This window comes from Cupriavidus sp. D39, from assembly GCF_026627925.1.
Classification (GTDB): Bacteria; Pseudomonadota; Gammaproteobacteria; order Burkholderiales; family Burkholderiaceae; genus Cupriavidus; species Cupriavidus ulmosensis.
Window position 1 is genome coordinate 134,590 of sequence record NZ_JAPNLE010000011.1, and the last position, 18,522, is coordinate 153,111.

An 18,522-nucleotide genomic window follows, 5' to 3' on the forward strand; every position below is an offset into this window, starting at 1 on the left:
CCTCCAACTGATCGCTAGCGCTTAACTCGAAATCAGCGCCAACTACAATCCACCATCGGAATGAACGCATCTGCCGAAGACCCTTCCGCGAAACATCGATATCGCTATCTGGCAATCCATCCGCTCTTTGCCATGTGGATCACGAAAATAAGCCTTACTGATTAGAGTCAGTAAAAACTGACTTTGCCTCTAGGATGGTCTCGTGTAAGCATTATTTGCATGAGCAAATCTTAGGTAACGATGCGATAAGGTGTGAGCGTAAGCGCGAGATGGAGAGACGATCAAGGTAAATGATGAGGGCAGTGCAAGCCGCGCGAAGCGACTCGACAATGGTCATCACGGATGTTGATCGCGACGACGTGGATTGTTGATGCGCGGGCTCACGCCAGTGTCTTCAGCACGCAGTTCCTCGGTGCGTTGCCGCTTCGATCTGGCATGGCGCCGTTTTCAGCGGTGATGCCTGGAGCAGCGCTTGCCGCTCCGGATCGGTCTCGCAGCGGTTGAAGCGGCCCCAGCCTGAGGAGCGTGAACTTGTGTGGATGATTCCGGCCCATCATCACGTCACGTGGACTTTTCGAGCCGAGCTCCGAGTGCTTCGCGTTTCGACCGCATTCCGCTGGCAATACGGGTCCAGATACTGGCCAGCGATTCGAACTGCCGCTGGATGTGAAACACGTCGCTGTGACAGAGTGTGTTTTGCCTTGTGCATTTTCCGGTAGACGAGCGGGCGGCTCGCGCCGTGCCGGGCGGCAGCCACGGGCGCTGATCGGTTCAGCGCCCGCTAAAGCCCGAACGGCCATGACCTTGCGTTCGTTGGCAATCACCTTCACGGTTGCAGCACAGGTCGATAGATGCATGGAGGCGTAACGGTGAAAAATGGGGCACCGTGATCTCTTGCAGCGTCATTCGGCTCCTCATATGTAACGCGCGTTGAAGCCGCCACAAGATATAAATTTCTGCTTGCATTTGCTTGGATTTTTCTCTTTGAGAATGCCTACAATTGGATCTGTAGGCATTCCGTTAGCGCGGAATTCTTGCACGCTGTACGGTCGACTCCCCGTTGACCTTCCTCTCCCCCACACCATGTCCGGTGTGGGGTTTTTTTGTGCGTCCGGCAGGGCGCACTCACTATAGGGTTGAAGTCCCTTACACACCCGGCAAGGGGAAGTGTTAGCCAGAGGCAAGGGTTCCCCGGGCGACTGGGGGTCTGAAGGAAGCCCGAGGCAAAGCGCTGGCCTGACGAAGAGGAAGCGGATACGAGGCGAAGCATCGGGGTAGGCAGCAAAAAAGCCAAAGCCCAGTACGTGCACTGAACGATGCGGCGCATAGGCCACATACCATCGCGCCCAAGTCAGCATCACGTCCGCGGATAGTGCAGGCGATTCAAGACCTCGCGACTTCCGGATTCATGCCCGTCTCACTGCACTGAATTCAATATCGCTAAATTCCATCGGATGCTTACTGCGACAGAACGCTCGCGCCGTCCTATCCCACTCGGCCTGGGACTTCCGGTTCGTTGGCTAACGAAGGGTAGTAGATCCAATGGCGGCCGTTATCGCTGAACCATGCGTACACCACGAATGCAGAGCAAACAGCTACCACCGACGTCCACACGAACGCTCCCGATGTTCCCGTAGCTCGGAGGCCAGCGCTTATCAAAGACTCATCGGTCCATCCCATTCTGGGCGACCACGCATCCGCGATGGAGAAGCACACGGTGCTGAACATCAGGGAACCCAGTTGTTTGATCGAACGCTCAGCGCGTTCAAGTCGACGAAGGGAATCGTCATAGATCTTCATGAGGAAGGCGCTCTGTCCTTCAATTGCATGCTGATACACCTTGTAGACACTGACATATCCATACGGCCGGGGATACAGATTCTTGCTTACCAACGTCGAGAAGCCAGGCACGTCCCAGATAAACTCATTCAAAAATCTCTTCAGAAAAAACTCGAGCGCAGGAAGCACGATCGCCACCAGCAATCCAAAAACCGCAACCGCAACTGCAACCAGCCCTAAGTTCTGCAGCAAGTCTTCGCCTGCAACTGGCCAACCAAGCAAGCCATGCCGACTATAGACTATGAGCGCCAAATCCGAGAACAGCAATACCGAGCTTATCCTCAGTGCCCAAGCTGCTTCCCAAGCTTTCTCAATCCAGACCGGGCCACCACTGAAGGCCGACTTGGCGGTGTCTAACTTCTGCTCTGTAGCGTTCAACATGTTAGTAAGATCTCAATGGACTGTCGCATCCAATTATCGTCTGTACTCATTCAGCACTTGGGTCATAGATCGCCGGCCTCGTGCCGTACCTCATCGACCGACACGGCGCAATAATGGCGTACGCGGTCTCCGCTCGGGCTGGGCGTGTCAATGCCGGGTTCTTGGGACGAATAGGAGCAGCTGATTGCGTACCTGGCGATGCCAACTTGCCGAACCGGTGACCCCCGATGAGCCCTTTCAGAGGCCCACGGGTATCATCCATCTATAGCCGCGTTATCCTTGGTGAATCGATCCTTTCTACTGCAAACAGCACAAGTCAACCTATGGCTTTGAAAGAAGGCTCCCATTTTTTCCCGGCCTCCGGACGACGCTGATGGTCACAACATCACCTCATCTAGGGTAGAGGCTCGGGCAAATAGCTCAACACCGTATCCGCCCACGACGAAACACCGCCGCATAAGCATGTACCGACTAGGCTATGAACGGCACCGGCGCACGGTATTTGCCAATCTTTGATATTTACATAAGCCACAATCGGATACCGAGCAAATACGAGCAAAACTATGTGTGTTTTGCGGTGCCGGCTCCGCGTAGTTTTTGTATTCATCCAAGGGTGAAACTGCGCTCTTTCAGAAGGGTAGTTTTAACTGCAATGCCACACAGCCATCTACCTTATCCTTGAGGCTAGGTATCCAGATAAGGTTTACGCCAACGTACCGAGTCTGAAATGTGATAACCGGCAATACCAATGGGAAGAACTTTCCGCCGTGTATCCCGGGATACCCATCAGCGGCGCCCGCGAAGAAGCCGAAGCCAAATTGCTCCCAATGCCATGGCTGCCACACAATCCCACCATAGCTCGTCGTGCGGTGTATGCTATTCTTGTAGGTGCCCACCGCCACGGAAATGATCTCATTGAATTGATATTCCGCACCCATCCCCCAATTCCGCTCGTTATAGTTGGCGTGTCTGTTGAAATGATGGGAAACGAATCCTGAATTTAGCCAAAAATTTTGAACGGAGCGTTCTTCGACTGGTAAATCGTCCCGCTGATAAGCCATCGCTTGTAGCGGCGGCACATACAGAGTGCATGCGAGAGCTATCCAAGCATGGGTGAGATACCTGCAAGTACATGCTCGGAGCAATGGCAGCTGGCTTACGAGAATTGCAGTAGGTCTGATTACCTTTCCTTTGCCGTCGAGTCCACCATGGAATGCCGAGGCGCGCTATCGGACGGTCCACCGCCATCGACTGCCCGCTCATCATTGTGATCCCATGATGAATAAGTAATCGCTATTGCGGCCGCGGAGATACAGGCACCCAACGATAGACTAGCTGTAATGATCCCCACAATTTGCAACCAAGTCAAAATTATGTCTGCATTCATAGCACGATGGCGACCATTCTCAGTCTGGCCGGATCAAATTTGTCGTCGGGTTCGCGATACGATGAGTCGACAGAATCGACCGCATCAAATGGGCGTTGTTGCATAAATCGGACTTAAAAACACAGAGACTCCTGTGATCCGAAATTCAGACGATGCGGACGGACTTCGGGCGTGCAAGAGCCGCCATGCGGTTAAGCACGCCTACGCGGATCGCCACTTCTGTTGCTTGCGAGCCGATGCCACGCGCCCAGAGGCGATTACCCGTGAGCGTCTTGAGCCGGTACATCAGGTTCTCGACCAGCGAGCGGCGGTGGTAGTCGCAGCTCTTCTTCCATTCCCCTCGCCCGTTTCGCGCAATGGCGTCGATGGCCTCGTTGCGCCACTGGGCGCCGGGCGTTTTCTCAGACCAAGGCGCAGCCCCTTCGCGCGGTGGGATCGACGGTTGCGCGCCGCGGGCTTCGATTTGAGCGTGACATTCCCGCGTGTCATACGCGCCGTCACCGCCAACGGTTCCGATCGGCACGTCTGCAGGGACCTGATCGAGCAGATCGGGCAACACATCGGCATCGGCGACATCCTGATGCGTCATCAGCGCCGCGCATACCTGGCCGCTCTTCGTATCCAGAGCCAGATGCACCTTGCGCCAGGTGCGCCGCTTCGAGTAGCCGTGTTTGCGCACCTTCCATTCGCCTTCGCCGTACAGCTTCACGCCGGTGCTGTCCACCAGCAGGTGCATCGGTTCGCCGTTGTACATGGCGGGCAACTTCACCGCGAGCTCCTGCGCTCGGCGGCTCAACGTCGTGTAGTTGGGTACCGGCAACTCGGGGAATGCGAGCTTGCGCAGGCTACACGCGAAGCCCTGGAGGGCCCGCAGAGGCAGATGGAAGACCTGCTTGAGCCCAAGCAGCATCTGAATCGCTGCGTCCGAGTAGACGTGCGGCCGCCCCCGCCTGGGCGATGTGCCCTCGGGCGCCGTGCCCAGTACGCTTTCGTCAATCCACATCGTCACGTCGCCTCTCGCAATCAAGCCAGCGTTGTAGCTCGCCCAGTTCCTGACACGATAGACACCTTTCGGCTCGCTTCGCTCGTGTTCGTCCTTGCGCATCTTCTCGGGAAAAAGTCGAGAATCTACGCAAGTCCCCGGAAAGTTAACAGACGTGCCACCCTGGCTGTTGCGCGTAAACGTCAGCTAGCACAGCCGGATTTATGCAACAACGCCCATCAAATGCGCTCAGTATCTCATCGTTCCGTTCTGTCAAAAGCCTACTCAAATTTTCCCAAACAGATCCAAAGCTGACTTCCTGCTTCGTCGAGACTGGTTTCCTTACCCCCAGGACCAGAGCCTTCCTCTCCATAGGCTGACACCGTGGAACTCACGGCGTAACTGCGCAAGTTGATCGCGGCGGTCACGTCACGGTCGTGAGGTGTGCCGCAACTCGGGCACGTCCACTCCCTGACGGACAGCGGCAGCGCATCCATCTTGTATCCGCAGCACGAACACGTCTTGCTGTTGGCGAACCAGCGATCCGCCACCACCACCACGCCCCCTAGCATCGCCGCCTTATACTCCATCTGCCGGCGGAACTCGAAGAAGCCCACGTCAGCGACCGAGCGCGCCAGATGTCGGTTCTTCGTCATTCCGCGCACATTCAGGTCCTCGATGCCGATGGTGTGGAACCGGCGCGCCAGGTCGCTGGTGAGCTTGTGCAAGGCATCGTAACGAATACAGGAGACCCGGGCATGCAGCCGGGCGAGCTTGGCTTTGGCCTTCTTGCGGTTGGCCGAGCTTTTCTGCTCTTGATCGCATCACCCAGCTGCATGATCGCCATCTGCGGTGCGTTCTTCGCGACTTCCAGCATCCAGGGGAACTGCTCGCGCTTCACCGCGTTCAACTGGCGGCGCAACGCGGCTTGCGATGGATCGGCTGAGTGGAACCGGCCTTGTGTGCGTTGAATTGGCGTTTCCACTCGGCTAGCGCCCAGTTGTAGGCGAAACGCGCCACACCAGCCGCCCGAGCGAAGTAGGTCGCCTGCACGTTGTTTCGGGGCAAGCGCGATCTTGTGAGCAATCAGCATGTTTGAGATTTCTCCTGCGCCACGCGTCTCATCCCATCAAGTAGCTCCAACTGGTCAGGCACGAGGTACAGATCGGGCCGCAGCTTCGTCAGATCATAGCGTCGATGGCCGCCTGCCATATACGCAGCAATCAGCTTCCCATTGGCCTCCCACCGACGCAACGTCGTCACCGACACGCCCAATGCTCCAGCCGCTTCGCCTATGCTCACAAATCTTTCCATTCTGCACAGACTCGCATAGGTTTGGTTAGGTTCCGATCAATCTGCTAGCGCCTCATGTGGCTGTCTCGCGAATGGACGCTAAAACGCCGGACGCCACTTCAGCAACTCGGCGCTAGCCGTGAACAGCGCCTCTCCCAGTCGCTGGGGCGCATAATTTCGATGGTCCAGACGAAGTCTCACACGCCACAAAGCATGGAAATCTGAGCATTTATGACGGTACTCCAAAGGCTTATACCGTACCGCCCGCGCGCGCCCCCGCCCGCAGGAAGACGTCGCGGTCCATGACAGCGCACATTCGTTCACTTCCTGGTCGATGCTTTGGGCGCATGATGATAGGGCACCCCAATACTCAGAAGCGCTCATGCACAATGAACGTCCTGAGATCTATCCTCGGTTGTATACTTTCCGTTTCGATCCCAGTCGATGGCCCCCGTCTGTTGGCTGGCATTTTCCCAAGCGACGCGCGCCCAAACGCGATCTCGTCGCTTGGGCGTTTTGTCACTAAGCGCCCTCTTCAGCTTGCTGTCCGCGATTGGACGTGGTTCGAGGTTGGCGGCGGTGCGCACGTTTGTGCGCCATACCGCGTGTCGCACTCTGAGTTCTGATTTTTCCGGGGCGGCCTCAAATCTGAAGTGCAACACCTTGCTTCGGGTAAGGTGTTCAGATGCAAAGCAGAACTTCGTACCAACAACTTCAGCCAGAGGAACGCATGACGATTGCGAGCATGAGCCAGAGCGGTTCGAGTGTGCGGGCCATGGCCCGCACACTCGGGCGCTCGGCGGGCACCGTCAGCCGTGAACTGAGGCGAAACAGTTGTGCGCTGCGTGGCTACGCGAGCCTGTCGGCGCAGGCCATGAGGCAGGCGCGGCGGGTTCAGGCGCGCCCGGTAGCGAAGCTCGATCCGCAACACGCTCGGTGGGGCGCGGTGCTGACTTTGTTGGATTGGAAGTGGTCGCCGCAACAGATCGCCGGTATCCTGAAGCGAGTGTGGCCCGAGGACCCCAGCATGCATGTATCTCACGAGACGATCTACACGGCCATTTACGCGCAGCCCAGGGGCGAGTTGCGCCGTCAGCTCATCGCCTGTCTGCGCCATGGCCGCAGCACACGCATGCCACGCAAGCGCGGGGTTGATCGACGCGGGCAGATTCCTGAGATGGTCAGCATCCATGTGCGCCCGCCCGAGGTCGAGGACCGCGTCATGCCGGGCCACTGGGAGGGTGACTTCATCAAGGGCGCGGGCAACAAGTCTTCGGTGGGCGTGCTGGTCGAACGCAGCAGTCGTCTGGTGCTGTTGGCCAAGATGGATGACGCTACTGCGGCCTCGGCGCTGGCCGGCTTTTCTGCCAAGCTCAATTCGATTGCTGAGCCGCTGCGCCAAAGCCTGACGTACGACCAGGGAAAGGAGATGACGCGCCACAGCCCCCGTGGCAGACTAGTTGACGCCTCTAAATTCTTTTCAAGAGAAAGATAGAGGCATAGATGAAAGCAAAGTATTCTTCGGCATTCATAGAGCAAGCGCGGGTCAAGGCGTATTCCCGCGGAGAGCGGACAGTACATGCCGTGGCGGAAGATCTGAACGTCAGCTATCACACCTTAAAGAACTGGATGAAAAAGAAACCGGCAGGCCAGGTTGGCGCGCTAGCGCAGCATGAGAGACGCCCGCAGGATTGGCGGGCGGAAGAGCAATTGCTGGCGCTGCAGGAAACGCACGGTCTGTCGGAGGAAGCTTTGCATGCATGGTGCCGGGAAAAAGGCTTGTTTGCCCATCACCTGGCGGAGTGGAAGGCGGCGTTTTGTCTCCAAGGCAAAGGTGTCGCGACCGGTGCTGGTCCGGAGTTGCGTGGGCTGAAAGAAGAAGTAGAGCAGCTCAAGCGAGCGCTGCAGCGCAAAGACCGCGCCTTAGCGGAGGCGGCGGCATTGCTGGTGCTGCAAAAAAGTTCCGAGCGCTCTGGGAGGACGAGGTCAGATGACCGCCCTGACAGAGCGCAATCAGATCATTGGTTTGCTGGAAGAGGCCATGACGATGGGGGCACGGCAGGATCGGGCTTGTGCGGCGATCAATCTGAGTGAGAGCACCTTGCAACGCTGGCGGCGCGATACGCAACGAGGCGATCAGCGGCCTATGCGGGTGCAACTGCCTAAAAACCGACTCAGCGCCCTGGAGCGCCAGCGCGTGTTGGCAGTGGCCAACTCGGCCGAATTCGGTCATCTCCCGCCCAGCCAGATCGTCCCGCGGTTGGCCGATCAAGGGCAGTACCTTGCCTCGGAGTCGACATTTAATCGCATTCTGAAAGCGGAAAACCAGCTCAAACACCGAGGTGCCCAGCAGCCGGCCCAGCCTCGCAGCAAGCCGCGCGCGCTATGCGCGACGACCTCGAATGAGTTGTTCAGTTGGGACATCACCTATTTGCCTACCCATGTGAAAGGCCTGTATTTTTACTTGTACTTGTTCTTGGATATTTTTAGCCGCAAGATCGTTGGCTGGCAAGTCTATGAAACCGAGAGCAGCGAACTGGCCGCCCAGGTGATGCGCGATATTTGCCTGCGCGAGCGTATTGCGCCGCATCAGGTTGTGCTGCACTCGGACAACGGCAGCCCAATGAAGGGGGCCACGATGCTCGCTACCCTGCAAGCGCTGGGCGTAGCGCCTTCGTTCAGCCGCCCCGCGGTCAGCAACGACAACCCGTTCTCTGAATCGCTCTTTAGAACGATGAAATACCGGCCCACTCATCCATGCCGGCCGTTCGCCACTGTGTTCGCCGCCCGGCATTGGGTCGACACATTTGTACAGTGGTACAACCACGAGCATCGTCATAGTGCAATCAACTTCGTCACGCCCGCGGAGCGACATGCCGGCTTGGACACTGCGCTGCTCATCCAACGCGCTGCTGTCTACGAAGCTGCAAAAGCACGGCACCCGCATCGCTGGAGCGGCCCGATTCGTAACTGGCAGCCGGTCCTCGTCGTCCATCTCAACCCCGATCACCACGCCACCGAACAGCGACGCCAACCATTGGAGGGCTTAGACTCAAAACTTGCCGCTTAAAGTCAAAAGTTTAGGCGTCAACTAGCTTGAAATCCGCCGACAGTGAGCTTAGCGCCAACACTGGCGTCAAGGTGTACTTTTGCGATCCGCACAGCCCCTGGCAGCGTGGCACTTGTGAGAACACCAACGGGCTGCTGCGCCAGTACCTGCCCAAGGGCACCGACTTGTCCGTGCACACACAAGAAGAACTCGACGCAATTGCCGACAGCTTGAACAAACGACCTCGTGCTACGCACGCGTTCCACTCCCCACTGGAGGTGTTCGCTCGTATGCTCAAACAAGTTTCTCACCTCCCAACTTCAATTCACTGACGCGGGTGTTGCACTTGGGACTTGAAACCGCCCGGATATATATTTCATAATGACTTCGCATATCAAATGCTCAGATAAGTCCGCCGAACTACCCAATATCATGCCTCTGGTGTCTTTAATATTTCCTGCGGACTGTAACCGGAAAGGGATTCGTAGGGATGAGGATGTGTGCGGCAACTGATCGCCATCGCCCCCCTGAACCGTGCGCTGACAGCTCAGCCGAGCGCCTTTTGCAGGACCGGCATAGTTTTGTTTCGCCTTTTCGCTTGTCGCCGGTGCGTATTCGTCAAATAGCGGCGCGTCAGGAAGACCTTTTGGATTTGTCTGAGGCGGCGCCTACGCTGCTTGCCCCAGATCAACTCACGCGATGTTATTGTAAGCATCCGGTCGCGTTGCACTCATGTAGTTTGATCACGTACGCGCCGCGTGTACCGCTTGGGCAGCACCCCCATTATTCTGGTAAGCCGTTTTTACGATGAATTCGATGAAAGCCCTCTTGGAGGGAGAAAAGAAGCTCAGGTCACTGGCGCGCCGCATCCGTGGAGCTAAATGGGAAGGGTGGATCGAGCTCGTCACCAAGATCAACCTGGTGACACTGCCTTGTCTTGACCGAATATGGCTTGATTTTTGGACGGGCCGGAGAGCACGGTCCGATTCGATCATATTACGTCTCTGTGCAGGGGTTATTGTGAGCTCGCTATAGAGAGTCTCTATACGCAATCAGTCAGAGCCAAGGAGGATCACCTAGTATTGATCCTGTCCGATAGCCTACCCTCTGACACCACTGTGGAAAACCAGGTAGCCGCTTTGTGGCGCCATTGCGTGCGCTGGTCTGCCATGCGATATGTGTCACCCAGTCGTAAGCATTGGCAGATGGCGCTACCCTTCCTGGTTGCTTCTGTTCAAGGCTCAGCGCGCAACCCCACGGATCAGGCCAGGGTCGATCTGATCGCGGGGCTCCTGCTCGGGGCCATTGACACTCACAGAATGCGCCGACGGCACATTATGAATGTCGACATGCAAACCGAGCGTCTGATTTTTCAGCGACTTGGCGCTCGTGCTAACAGGAAGCAGAGCGTGGTATCAGCAGCGGGCTATAGGGCGTTTGATTCGGATCAGTACCTTGGTATTGAACTCGACGTTGGGGAGCACGATTCTTTCGATCCGACTGCCCTCATTCAATCGTTACCAAAAGAGGTCGTCCGGGACCCCAATGATTGGGACAGGGATACGCGCTCCGTGCCATTGCCTGCAGAAGCTCGCCTTGTGCTTTCCTACAGCGACTTCGGTTGCCTGTTGTCAGATAATCCACGCGCACAGAATCCAACGACGCCAGGAACAGCAGATTTTGGTCTGGAGGTGTTCTTCGCGCACGGTTGCAGGATGCTCATCGACGCGGAACTACAAGTTCACCGCGGCACTTTTGATCCAAGATTAAAAGGATATCAATGCGCCATCCGGCACGAGAAGACAGGAGCTGATGATGGGATGGTCAAGTTGCAGTCTGATCTGCAAAGTATGGCGCTCTGGCCTGGTCAACTGCTTGGATTCCGACAAATCAGTTTCATGGGCGGACAGCTCTATATTGGAGAAGCGACGGCCATTCGGCGTGCCAATGACAAGACTTACGTCGATTATCGGCTGATTGGCTTAGGCCGGTTAGTGCTGCTCAAGCCCATGGCGCCGAGCACGATTCGGTTACCGTACTGGGGTATCTTGGTCGACACCCGCTCCGGTCCGTTGAAACACACCCCAGAAGACTTCGCCATCGTTATCCCCAAAGGGGCCGCGAAGGGCCTAGCGGCCGTGGAAATTCCTGACCGGGGAGAGTGCTTCTCATGTCAATGTGTGATGGAGAGGGATGACGCTGAATATGACATTGTCGCTTGCTCGCCTCTTCCTTTGTCCGGTGCCATCAGTAATCGAGAGCCCGACTCTGCGATTTTGGCCCCACCGCGCGAATATCACAACTGAGAAAACGACTATGTCACGTTTCCAGCGTGGTGGCGTTGGTGCATGGATCATGAGACGAACGAGCTTGGCTCTTTGAGATGGAGTTCTACGGGAGGCGCCCCTCACTGCGGACGGAGTGGGGGCGGCCAGCGGCCAGCATCCGGTTGAGCACGGCCACGCCGATGGCTGCCTCGGTGTGCTGGGCAGCCGGATCGCGTGCGCGCAGACGCGGCCCGATCAGCGCCTTGTAGCGGCCCATCGTGGTCTCGACCCGGGCGCGTTTGCCGTAGCCGGTGGCCACCTGCCAGGCCAGCCACCCCTTCGCCTCGATCACTTCGAGATGGCGGTCTCGCTGGGTGGGAGGGCCGGGCTCGCCGCTGCGCACCGCCGTCGAGCGCGGCGGAATCACGATCATAATGCCCTCGCCATATTGTGCGATCGTCTGATACGTCGGCGCGCCGTCATAGGCCCCATCGGCGGTGACCTTTGCGATTTCGCCGTCGATCTGATCGAGCAGTGGCGCTACCTGTGACGGATCATCGCCGTCCTGGTCCGTGAGCGTCTGCGCCACGATCATGCCGCTGTCGGCATCGACCGCCAGATGCAGCTTGCGCCAGCCCCGGCGGGATTTTGCTCCGTGTTTGTCCTGCAGCCACTGTCCCGCGCCGAATACCTGCAGCCCGGTGCTGTCGATCAGCACATTCAGTGGCCCGTCGGGCAAACGGGGCCGGCTAACAGCCGGGCGCTTCTTCGCACGACGGCTCATGGTCGTATGATCAGGGACCGGCACCGTCAGTCCCATCAGCGCGATCACCGAGCCCATCAGGCCTTCGGTCTGGCGTAGCCGCAGTTTGAAGGCGCAGCCCAGCATGAGCGTGGTTTCTATCGCCAGATCCGAATACCGTGCCTGTCCACCGCGCGTCGTGCGCGGTTCGGCCTGCCACTGCACTACGGCTTCGGGCGTCATCCAGAGTGTCAGACTGCCCCGGCTGCGAAGGCCCGCTTCATAGGCAGACCAGTTTGTCACCCGGTGCGGCATCTTCGGGATGTGATGCCGCCCAGCGGCGTTGTGCTTGTTCGGCATGCCTCTGCAGCGAAGGGAGGGATCCACCACTTTATCCTCAATCCTTTCAAATCGCTATCCATGCACCAATGCCGCTGCTGCCTGTACTGATTATTTATTGTAACTCTCCTGAGTTGGTCGAGTTGACGTTCGACAGATTCATCACGCTTGTCGTATTGGCATCAACCAGCAGTGTCAGCGTCCGTTCGATCAGCGTGATTGAGGAAAGCTGCCGCTGTGCCGCAACATCCAGACTCAATGGAGCAGACAACATGCCACTGGTCAAACGATCGCTGCCCCCGATCAACTGCTGCTTTCCTGTTGAGGCAATCGAGGTGAGTACCAGGCTCGATTGACCTTGCGTCACGCCCGAGAGCTGCGTCAATATCGTGTTGTCATTCGGTACCGTCATGTTCGACAGCGTCGTGTTACTTACTGTGCCGTTGGTTACATTGGATTGCGTTGAGTTGCTTTCCGAGATCTTCGTTACGGTCAAGTTGCCCGCGCTTACTCCTGTAACAATTGCCGCGCCATTAGAGGCAATAGTCACATTTACGGTGCCATTCAGCGTGTTGTTCGAACCGCTGAGCACCACACTGCCATGGGCAGCCGTGAACGTTGCGGCACCACTCACGTTCAATGAGCCGTTGGTAGCCTGAGCGACGCTGCCTGTCACACTGGTCAGTGTGGCGTTCGTTGCCGTCACATTGGCCAGCGTCAGGTTCCCTGCGCTCGCCAGATTCACCGTATTGCCAGCCGTCGCCGTCACCGTGCCCAGCGCGCTGCTCGCGTTCGCCACCGTGATCGACCCATTGCCCGCCACCAGCGTCGTCGCGCCGCTCACGTTCACCACGCCCGTGTCCGTCACGCTGCCGCTCGTGCTCGACAAGCTCAGGTTCCCCGCGCTCACGTTACTCAGCACCACGTTGTTGTTCGCGCTCAGGGTCGCGTTGCCGCTCACGTTCACCGTGCCGCCCGCGGTCTCCACCACGCTGCCACCCACGCTCGTGAGCGTCGCGTTGCCTGCCGTCACACTGGCCAGCGTCAGGTTCCCCGCGCTCGCCAGGCTCACCGTATTGCCAGCCGACGCCGTCACCGTGCCCAGCGTGCTGCTCGCGTTCGCCACCGTGATCGACCCATTGCCCGCCACCAGCGTCGTCGACCCGCTCACGTTCACCACGCCCGTGTCCATCACACTGCCCGTCGTGCTCGACAAGCTCAGGTTCCCCGCGCTCACGTTACTCAGCACCACGTTGTTGTTCGCGCTCAGGGTCGCGTTGCCGCTCACGTTCACCGTGCCGCCCGCGGTCTCCACCACGCTGCCACCCACGCTCGTGAGCGTCGCGTTGCCTGCCGTCACACTGGCCAGCGTCAGGTTCCCCGCGCTCGCCAGGCTCACCGTGTCGTTGGCCGACGCCGTCACCGTGCCCAGCGTGCTGCTCGCGTTCGCCACCGTGATCGACCCATTGCCCGCCACCAGCGTCGTCGACCCGCTCACGTTCACCACGCCCGTGTCCATCACACTGCCCGTCGTGCTCGACAAGCTCAGGTTCCCCGCGCTCACGTTACTCAGCACCACGTTGTTGTTCGCGCTCAGGGTCGCGTTGCCGCTCACGTTCACCGTGCCGCCCGCGGTCTCCACCACGCTGCCACCCACGCTCGTGAGCGTCGCGTTGCCTGCCGTCACACTGGCCAGCGTCAGGTTCCCCGCGCTCGCCAGGCTCACCGTGTCGTTGGCCGACGCCGTCACCGTGCCCAGCGTGCTGCTCGCGTTCGCCACCGTGATCGACCCATTGCCCGCCACCAGCGTCGTCGACCCGCTCACGTTCACCACGCCCGTGTCCATCACACTGCCCGTCGTGCTCGACAAGCTCAGGTTCCCCGCGCTCACGTTACTCAGCACCACGTTGTTGTTCGCGCTCAGGGTCGCGTTGCCGCTCACGTTCACCGTGCCGCCCGCGGTCTCCACCACGCTGCCACCCACGCTCGTGAGCGTCGCGTTGCCTGCCGTCACGTTGGCCAGCGTCAGGTTCCCCGCGCTCGCCAGGCTCACCGTGTCGTTGGCCGACGCCGTCACCGTGCCCAGCGTGCTGCTCGCGTTCGCCACCGTGATCGACCCATTGCCCGCCACCAGCGTCGTCGACCCGCTCACGTTCACCACGCCCGTGTCTGTCACGCTGCCCGTCGTGCTCGTCGCGCTCAGGTTCCCCGCGCTCACGTTACTCAGCGCCACCGCGTTGGCCGCGCTCAGCGTCGCGTTGCCGCTCACGTTCACCGTGCCGCCCGCGCTCTCCACCACGCTGCCACCCACGCTCGTGAGCGTCGCGTTGCCTGCCGTCACGTTGGCCAGCGTCAGGTTCCCTGCGCTCGCCAGATTCACCGTATTGCCAGCCGTCGCCGTCACCGTGCCCAGCGCGCTGCTCGCGTTCGCCACCGTGATCGACCCATTGCCCGCCACCAGCGTCGTCGCGCCGCTCACGTTCACCACGCCCGTGTCCGTCACGCTGCCGCTCGTGCTCGACAAGCTCAGGTTCCCCGCGCTCACGTTACTCAGCACCACGTTGTTGTTCGCGCTCAGGGTCGCATTGCCGCTCACGTTCACCGTGCCGCCCGCGCTCTCCACCACGCTGCCACCCACGCTCGTGAGCGTCGCGTTGCCTGCCGTCACACTGGCCAGCGTCAGGTTCCCCCGCTCGCCACGTTCAGCGTATTGCCAGCCGTCGCCGTCACCGTGCCCAGCGCGTTGCTCGCGTTCGCCACCGTGATCGACCCGTTGCCCGCCACCAGCGTCGTCGATCCGCTCACGTTCAACACGCCCGTGTCCGTCACGCTGCCCGTCGTGCTCGACAAGCTCAGGTTCCCCGCGCTCACGTTACTCAGCGCCACCGCGTTGGCCGCGCTCAGCGTCGCATTGCCGCTCACGTTCAACACGCCGCCCGCGGTCTCCACCACGCTGCCACCCACGCTCGTGAGCGTCGCGTTGCCCGCCGTCACACTGGCCAGCGTCAGGTTCCCCCGCTCGCCACGTTCAGCGTATTGCCAGCCGTCGCCGTCACCGTGCCCAGCGCGTTGCTCGCGTTCGCCACCGTGATCGACCCATTGCCCGCCACCAGCGTCGTCGACCCGCTCACGTTCACCACGCCCGTGTCTGTCACGCTGCCCGTCGTGCTCGTCGCGCTCAGGTTCCCCGCGCTCACGTTACTCAGCGCCACCGCGTTGGCCGCGCTCAGCGTCGCGTTGCCGCTCACGTTCACCGTGCCGCCCGCGCTCTCCACCACGCTGCCACCCACGCTCGTGAGCGTCGCGTTGCCTGCCGTCACGTTGGCCAGCGTCAGGTTCCCCGCGCTCGCCAGATTCACCGTATTGCCAGCCGTCGCCGTCACCGTGCCCAGCGCGCTGCTCGCGTTCGCCACCGTGATCGACCCATTGCCCGCCACCAGCGTCGTCGCGCCGCTCACGTTCACCACGCCCGTGTCCGTCACGCTGCCGCTCGTGCTCGACAAGCTCAGGTTCCCCGCGCTCACGTTACTCAGCACCACGTTGTTGTTCGCGCTCAGGGTCGCATTGCCGCTCACGTTCACCGTGCCGCCCGCGCTCTCCACCACGCTGCCACCCACGCTCGTGAGCGTCGCGTTGCCTGCCGTCACACTGGCCAGCGTCAGGTTCCCCCGCTCGCCACGTTCAGCGTATTGCCAGCCGTCGCCGTCACCGTGCCCAGCGCGTTGCTCGCGTTCGCCACCGTGATCGACCCGTTGCCCGCCACCAGCGTCGTCGATCCGCTCACGTTCAACACGCCCGTGTCCGTCACGCTGCCCGTCGTGCTCGACAAGCTCAGGTTCCCCGCGCTCACGTTACTCAGCGCCACCGCGTTGGCCGCGCTCATCGTCGCATTGCCGCTCACGTTCAACACGCCGCCCGCGGTCTCCACCACGCTGCCACCCACGCTCGTGAGCGTCGCGTTGCCCGCCGTCACACTGGCCAGCGTCAGGTTCCCCCGCTCGCCACGTTCAGCGTATTGCCAGCCGTCGCCGTCACCGTGCCCAGCGCGTTGCTCGCGTTCGCCACCGTGATCGACCCGTTGCCCGCCACCAGCGTCGTCGATCCGCTCACGTTCAACACGCCCGTGTCCGTCACGCTGCCGCTCGTGCTCGACAAGCTCAGGTTCCCCGCGCTCACGTTACTCAGCGCCACCGCGTTCGCCGCGCTCAGCGTCGCGTTGCCGCTCACGTTCACCGTGCCGTTCGCGCTCTCCACCACGCTGCCACCCACGCTCGTGAGCGTCGCGTTTCCCGCCGTCACACTGGCCAGCGTCAGGTTCCCCGCGCTCGCCACGTTCAGCGTATTGCCAGCCGTCGCCGTCACCGTGCCCAGCGCGTTGCTCGCGTTCGCCACCGTGATCGACCCATTGCCCGCCACCAGCGTCGTCGATCCGCTCACGTTCACCGTGCCGCCCGCGGTCTCCACCACACTGCCACCCACGCTGGTGAGTGTCGCGTTGCCTGCCGTCACACTGGCCAGCGTCAGGTTCCCTGCGCTCGCCACGTTCAGCGTATTGCCAGCCGTCGCCGTCACCGTGCCCAGCGCGTTGCTCGCGTTCGCCACCGTGATCGACCCATTGCCCGCCACCAGCGTCGTCGATCCGCTCACGTTCACCGTGCCGCCCGCGGTCTCCACCACGCTGCCACCCACGCTCGTGAGTGTCGCGTTGCCTGCCGTCACACTGGCCAGCGTCAGGTTCCCCCGCTCGCCACGTTCAGCGTATTGCCAGCCGTCGCCGTCACCGTGCCCAGCGCGCTGCTCGCGTTCGCCACCGTGATCGACCCGTTGCCAGCCACCAGCGTCGTCGCGCCGCTCACGTTCAACACGCCCGTGTCCGTCACGCTGCCGCGTCGTGCTCGACAAGCTCAGGTTCCCCGCGCTCACGTTACTCAGCGCCACCGCGTTGGCCGCGCTCAGCGTCGCGTTGCCGCTCACGTTCACCGCGCCGCCCGCGGTCTCCACCACGCTGCCACCCACGCTCGTGAGCGTCGCGTTGCCTGCCGTCACGTTGGCCAGCGTCAGGTTCCCCGCGCTCGCCAGGTTCAGCGTATTGCCAGCCGTCGCCGTCACCGTGCCCAGCGCGTTGCTCGCGTTCGCCACCGTGATCGACCCGTTGCCCGCCACCAGCGTCGTCGCGCCGCTCACGTTCAACACGCCCGTGTCCGTCACGCTGCCGCTCGTGCTCGACAAGCTCAGGTTCCCCGCGCTCACGTTACTCAGCGCCACCGCGTTCGCCGCGCTCAGCGTCGCATTGCCGCTCACGTTCACCGTGCCGCCCGCGGTCTCCACCACACTGCCACCCACGCTGGTGAGTGTCGCGTTGCCTGCCGTCACACTGGCCAGCGTCAGGTTCCCTGCGCTCGCCAGGTTCAGCGTATTGCCAGCCGTCGCCGTCACCGTGCCCAGCGTGCTGCTCGCGTTCGCCACCGTGATCGACCCATTGCCCGCCACCAGCGTCGTCGATCCGCTCACGTTCACCGTGCCGCCTGCGGTCTCCACCACGCTGCCACCCACGCTCGTGAGCGTCGCGTTGCCCGCCGTCACACTGGCCAGCGTCAGGTTCCCCCGCTCGCCACGTTCAGCGTATTGCCAGCCGTCGCCGTCACCGTGCCCAGCGCGTTGCTCGCGTTCGCCACCGTGATCGACCCGTTGCCCGCCACCAGCATCGTCGCACCGCTCACGTTCACCACGCCCGTGTCCATCACACTGCCCGTCGTGCTCGACAAGCTCAGGTTCCCCGCGCTCACGTTACTCAGCGCCACTGCGTTCGCCGCGCTCAGCGTCGCGTTGCCGCTCACGTTCACCGCGCCGCCCGCGGTCTCCACCACGCTGCCACCCACGCTCGTGAGCGTCGCGTTGCCCGCCGTCACACTGGCCAGCGTCAGGTTCCCCCGCTCGCCACGTTCAGCGTATTGCCAGCCGTCGCCGTCACCGTGCCCAGCGCGTTGCTCGCGTTCGCCACCGTGATCGACCCGTTGCCCGCCACCAGCGTCGTCGATCCGCTCACGTTCAACACGCCCGTGTCCGTCACGCTGCCCGTCGTGCTCGACAAGCTCAGGTTCCCCGCGCTCACGTTACTCAGCGCCACTGCGTTCGCCGCGCTCAGGGTCGCGTTGCCGCTCACGTTCACCGCGCCGCCCGCGCTCTCCACCACGCTGCCACCCACGCTCGTGAGTGTCGCGTTGCCCGCCGTCACACTGGCCA

At 60.9% G+C, this 18,522-nt stretch carries 16 protein-coding genes and 3 pseudogenes; 5 read left to right on the top strand and 14 right to left on the bottom strand.

Features of this window, described 5'->3' with window-relative positions; genetic code table 11:
- Nucleotides 1-1,485 precede the first annotated feature (1,485 nt).
- From OMK73_RS37645 to OMK73_RS37660, 4 genes are all read right to left on the bottom strand, one after another.
- Entirely contained in the window at nucleotides 1,486-2,220 is a 735-nt protein-coding gene (locus OMK73_RS37645) for a hypothetical protein (protein ID WP_267606762.1), read from the bottom strand.
- 629 nt (nucleotides 2,221-2,849) lie between these two features.
- Nucleotides 2,850-3,299 carry a hypothetical protein gene (locus OMK73_RS37650; protein WP_267606763.1) on the bottom strand — a complete coding sequence of 150 codons (450 nt, stop codon included), beginning with the start codon at nucleotides 3,297-3,299 and terminating at the stop codon, nucleotides 2,850-2,852.
- A 453-nt stretch (nucleotides 3,300-3,752) separates the two neighbouring features.
- Nucleotides 3,753-4,712 carry an IS5 family transposase gene (locus OMK73_RS37655; RefSeq protein WP_267606764.1) on the bottom strand — a complete coding sequence of 320 codons (960 nt, stop codon included), beginning with the start codon at nucleotides 4,710-4,712 and terminating at the stop codon, nucleotides 3,753-3,755.
- Between the two features lie 158 nt (nucleotides 4,713-4,870).
- A complete protein-coding gene (locus OMK73_RS37660; protein ID WP_267606814.1) occupies nucleotides 4,871-5,353 on the bottom strand; it encodes an RNA-guided endonuclease InsQ/TnpB family protein in 483 nt (160 codons plus the stop codon).
- Here OMK73_RS37660 and OMK73_RS37665 point away from each other — a divergent pair.
- Nucleotides 5,348-5,560, top strand: a complete 213-nt coding sequence (locus OMK73_RS37665; RefSeq protein ID WP_267606817.1) for a hypothetical protein — start codon at nucleotides 5,348-5,350, stop codon at nucleotides 5,558-5,560. The genes OMK73_RS37660 and OMK73_RS37665 overlap by 6 nt on opposite strands.
- Here OMK73_RS37665 and OMK73_RS38590 read toward each other — a convergent pair.
- Nucleotides 5,496-5,642, bottom strand: coding sequence for a helix-turn-helix domain-containing protein (locus OMK73_RS38590; RefSeq protein ID WP_324291839.1), 147 nt, complete (start codon nucleotides 5,640-5,642; stop codon nucleotides 5,496-5,498). The two genes, OMK73_RS37665 and OMK73_RS38590, sit on opposite strands and share 65 nt — an antisense overlap.
- Nucleotides 5,643-5,675: 33 nt before the next feature.
- Nucleotides 5,676-5,891 (bottom strand): MerR family transcriptional regulator, encoded by a 216-nt coding sequence (locus tag OMK73_RS37670; protein ID WP_267606765.1) that lies wholly within the window; start codon nucleotides 5,889-5,891, stop codon nucleotides 5,676-5,678.
- 676 nt (nucleotides 5,892-6,567) lie between these two features.
- On the opposite strand from OMK73_RS37670, the pseudogene OMK73_RS37675 reads away from it, so the two are divergent.
- The 4 genes and pseudogenes from OMK73_RS37675 to OMK73_RS37690 all read left to right on the top strand — a co-directional run.
- Nucleotides 6,568-7,326: pseudogene (locus OMK73_RS37675) on the top strand (IS30 family transposase); the annotation flags it as partial.
- 59 nt (nucleotides 7,327-7,385) lie between these two features.
- Nucleotides 7,386-8,952, top strand: a pseudogene (locus OMK73_RS37680) (IS3 family transposase).
- Between the two features lie 41 nt (nucleotides 8,953-8,993).
- Nucleotides 8,994-9,263 (top strand): annotated as a pseudogene (locus tag OMK73_RS37685) (IS30 family transposase); the annotation flags it as partial.
- A gap of 750 nt (nucleotides 9,264-10,013) precedes the next feature.
- Nucleotides 10,014-11,237, top strand: coding sequence for a hypothetical protein (locus OMK73_RS37690; protein ID WP_267606766.1), 1,224 nt, complete (start codon nucleotides 10,014-10,016; stop codon nucleotides 11,235-11,237).
- Between the two features lie 85 nt (nucleotides 11,238-11,322).
- Here the strand turns inward: OMK73_RS37690 and OMK73_RS37695 are convergent, their stop codons facing one another.
- The 8 genes from OMK73_RS37695 to OMK73_RS37730 all read right to left on the bottom strand — a co-directional run bounded on the left by OMK73_RS37695 (nucleotide 11,323) and on the right by OMK73_RS37730 (nucleotide 18,514).
- On the bottom strand, nucleotides 11,323-12,300 hold the full coding sequence (locus OMK73_RS37695; RefSeq protein ID WP_267606759.1) for an IS5 family transposase: 978 nt from the start codon (nucleotides 12,298-12,300) through the stop codon (nucleotides 11,323-11,325).
- 94 nt (nucleotides 12,301-12,394) lie between these two features.
- Entirely contained in the window at nucleotides 12,395-14,947 is a 2,553-nt protein-coding gene (locus OMK73_RS37700) for a beta strand repeat-containing protein (protein WP_267606767.1), read from the bottom strand.
- Nucleotides 14,948-14,958: 11 nt separating this feature from the next.
- Nucleotides 14,959-15,273, bottom strand: coding sequence for a hypothetical protein (locus OMK73_RS37705; protein ID WP_267606768.1), 315 nt, complete (start codon nucleotides 15,271-15,273; stop codon nucleotides 14,959-14,961).
- An 11-nt stretch (nucleotides 15,274-15,284) separates the two neighbouring features.
- Nucleotides 15,285-15,926: a hypothetical protein gene (locus tag OMK73_RS37710; protein WP_267606769.1), complete on the bottom strand. Its 642-nt coding sequence runs from the start codon at nucleotides 15,924-15,926 to the stop codon at nucleotides 15,285-15,287.
- A gap of 11 nt (nucleotides 15,927-15,937) precedes the next feature.
- Nucleotides 15,938-16,252, bottom strand: a complete 315-nt coding sequence (locus tag OMK73_RS37715) for a hypothetical protein (RefSeq protein ID WP_267606770.1) — start codon at nucleotides 16,250-16,252, stop codon at nucleotides 15,938-15,940.
- 11 nt (nucleotides 16,253-16,263) lie between these two features.
- On the bottom strand, nucleotides 16,264-17,862 hold the full coding sequence (locus tag OMK73_RS37720) for a beta strand repeat-containing protein (protein ID WP_267606771.1): 1,599 nt from the start codon (nucleotides 17,860-17,862) through the stop codon (nucleotides 16,264-16,266).
- Nucleotides 17,863-17,873: 11 nt separating this feature from the next.
- On the bottom strand, nucleotides 17,874-18,188 hold the full coding sequence (locus OMK73_RS37725; RefSeq protein ID WP_267606772.1) for a hypothetical protein: 315 nt from the start codon (nucleotides 18,186-18,188) through the stop codon (nucleotides 17,874-17,876).
- An 11-nt stretch (nucleotides 18,189-18,199) separates the two neighbouring features.
- Nucleotides 18,200-18,514: a hypothetical protein gene (locus OMK73_RS37730; RefSeq protein ID WP_267606773.1), complete on the bottom strand. Its 315-nt coding sequence runs from the start codon at nucleotides 18,512-18,514 to the stop codon at nucleotides 18,200-18,202.
- Nucleotides 18,515-18,522: the final 8 nt, after the last annotated feature.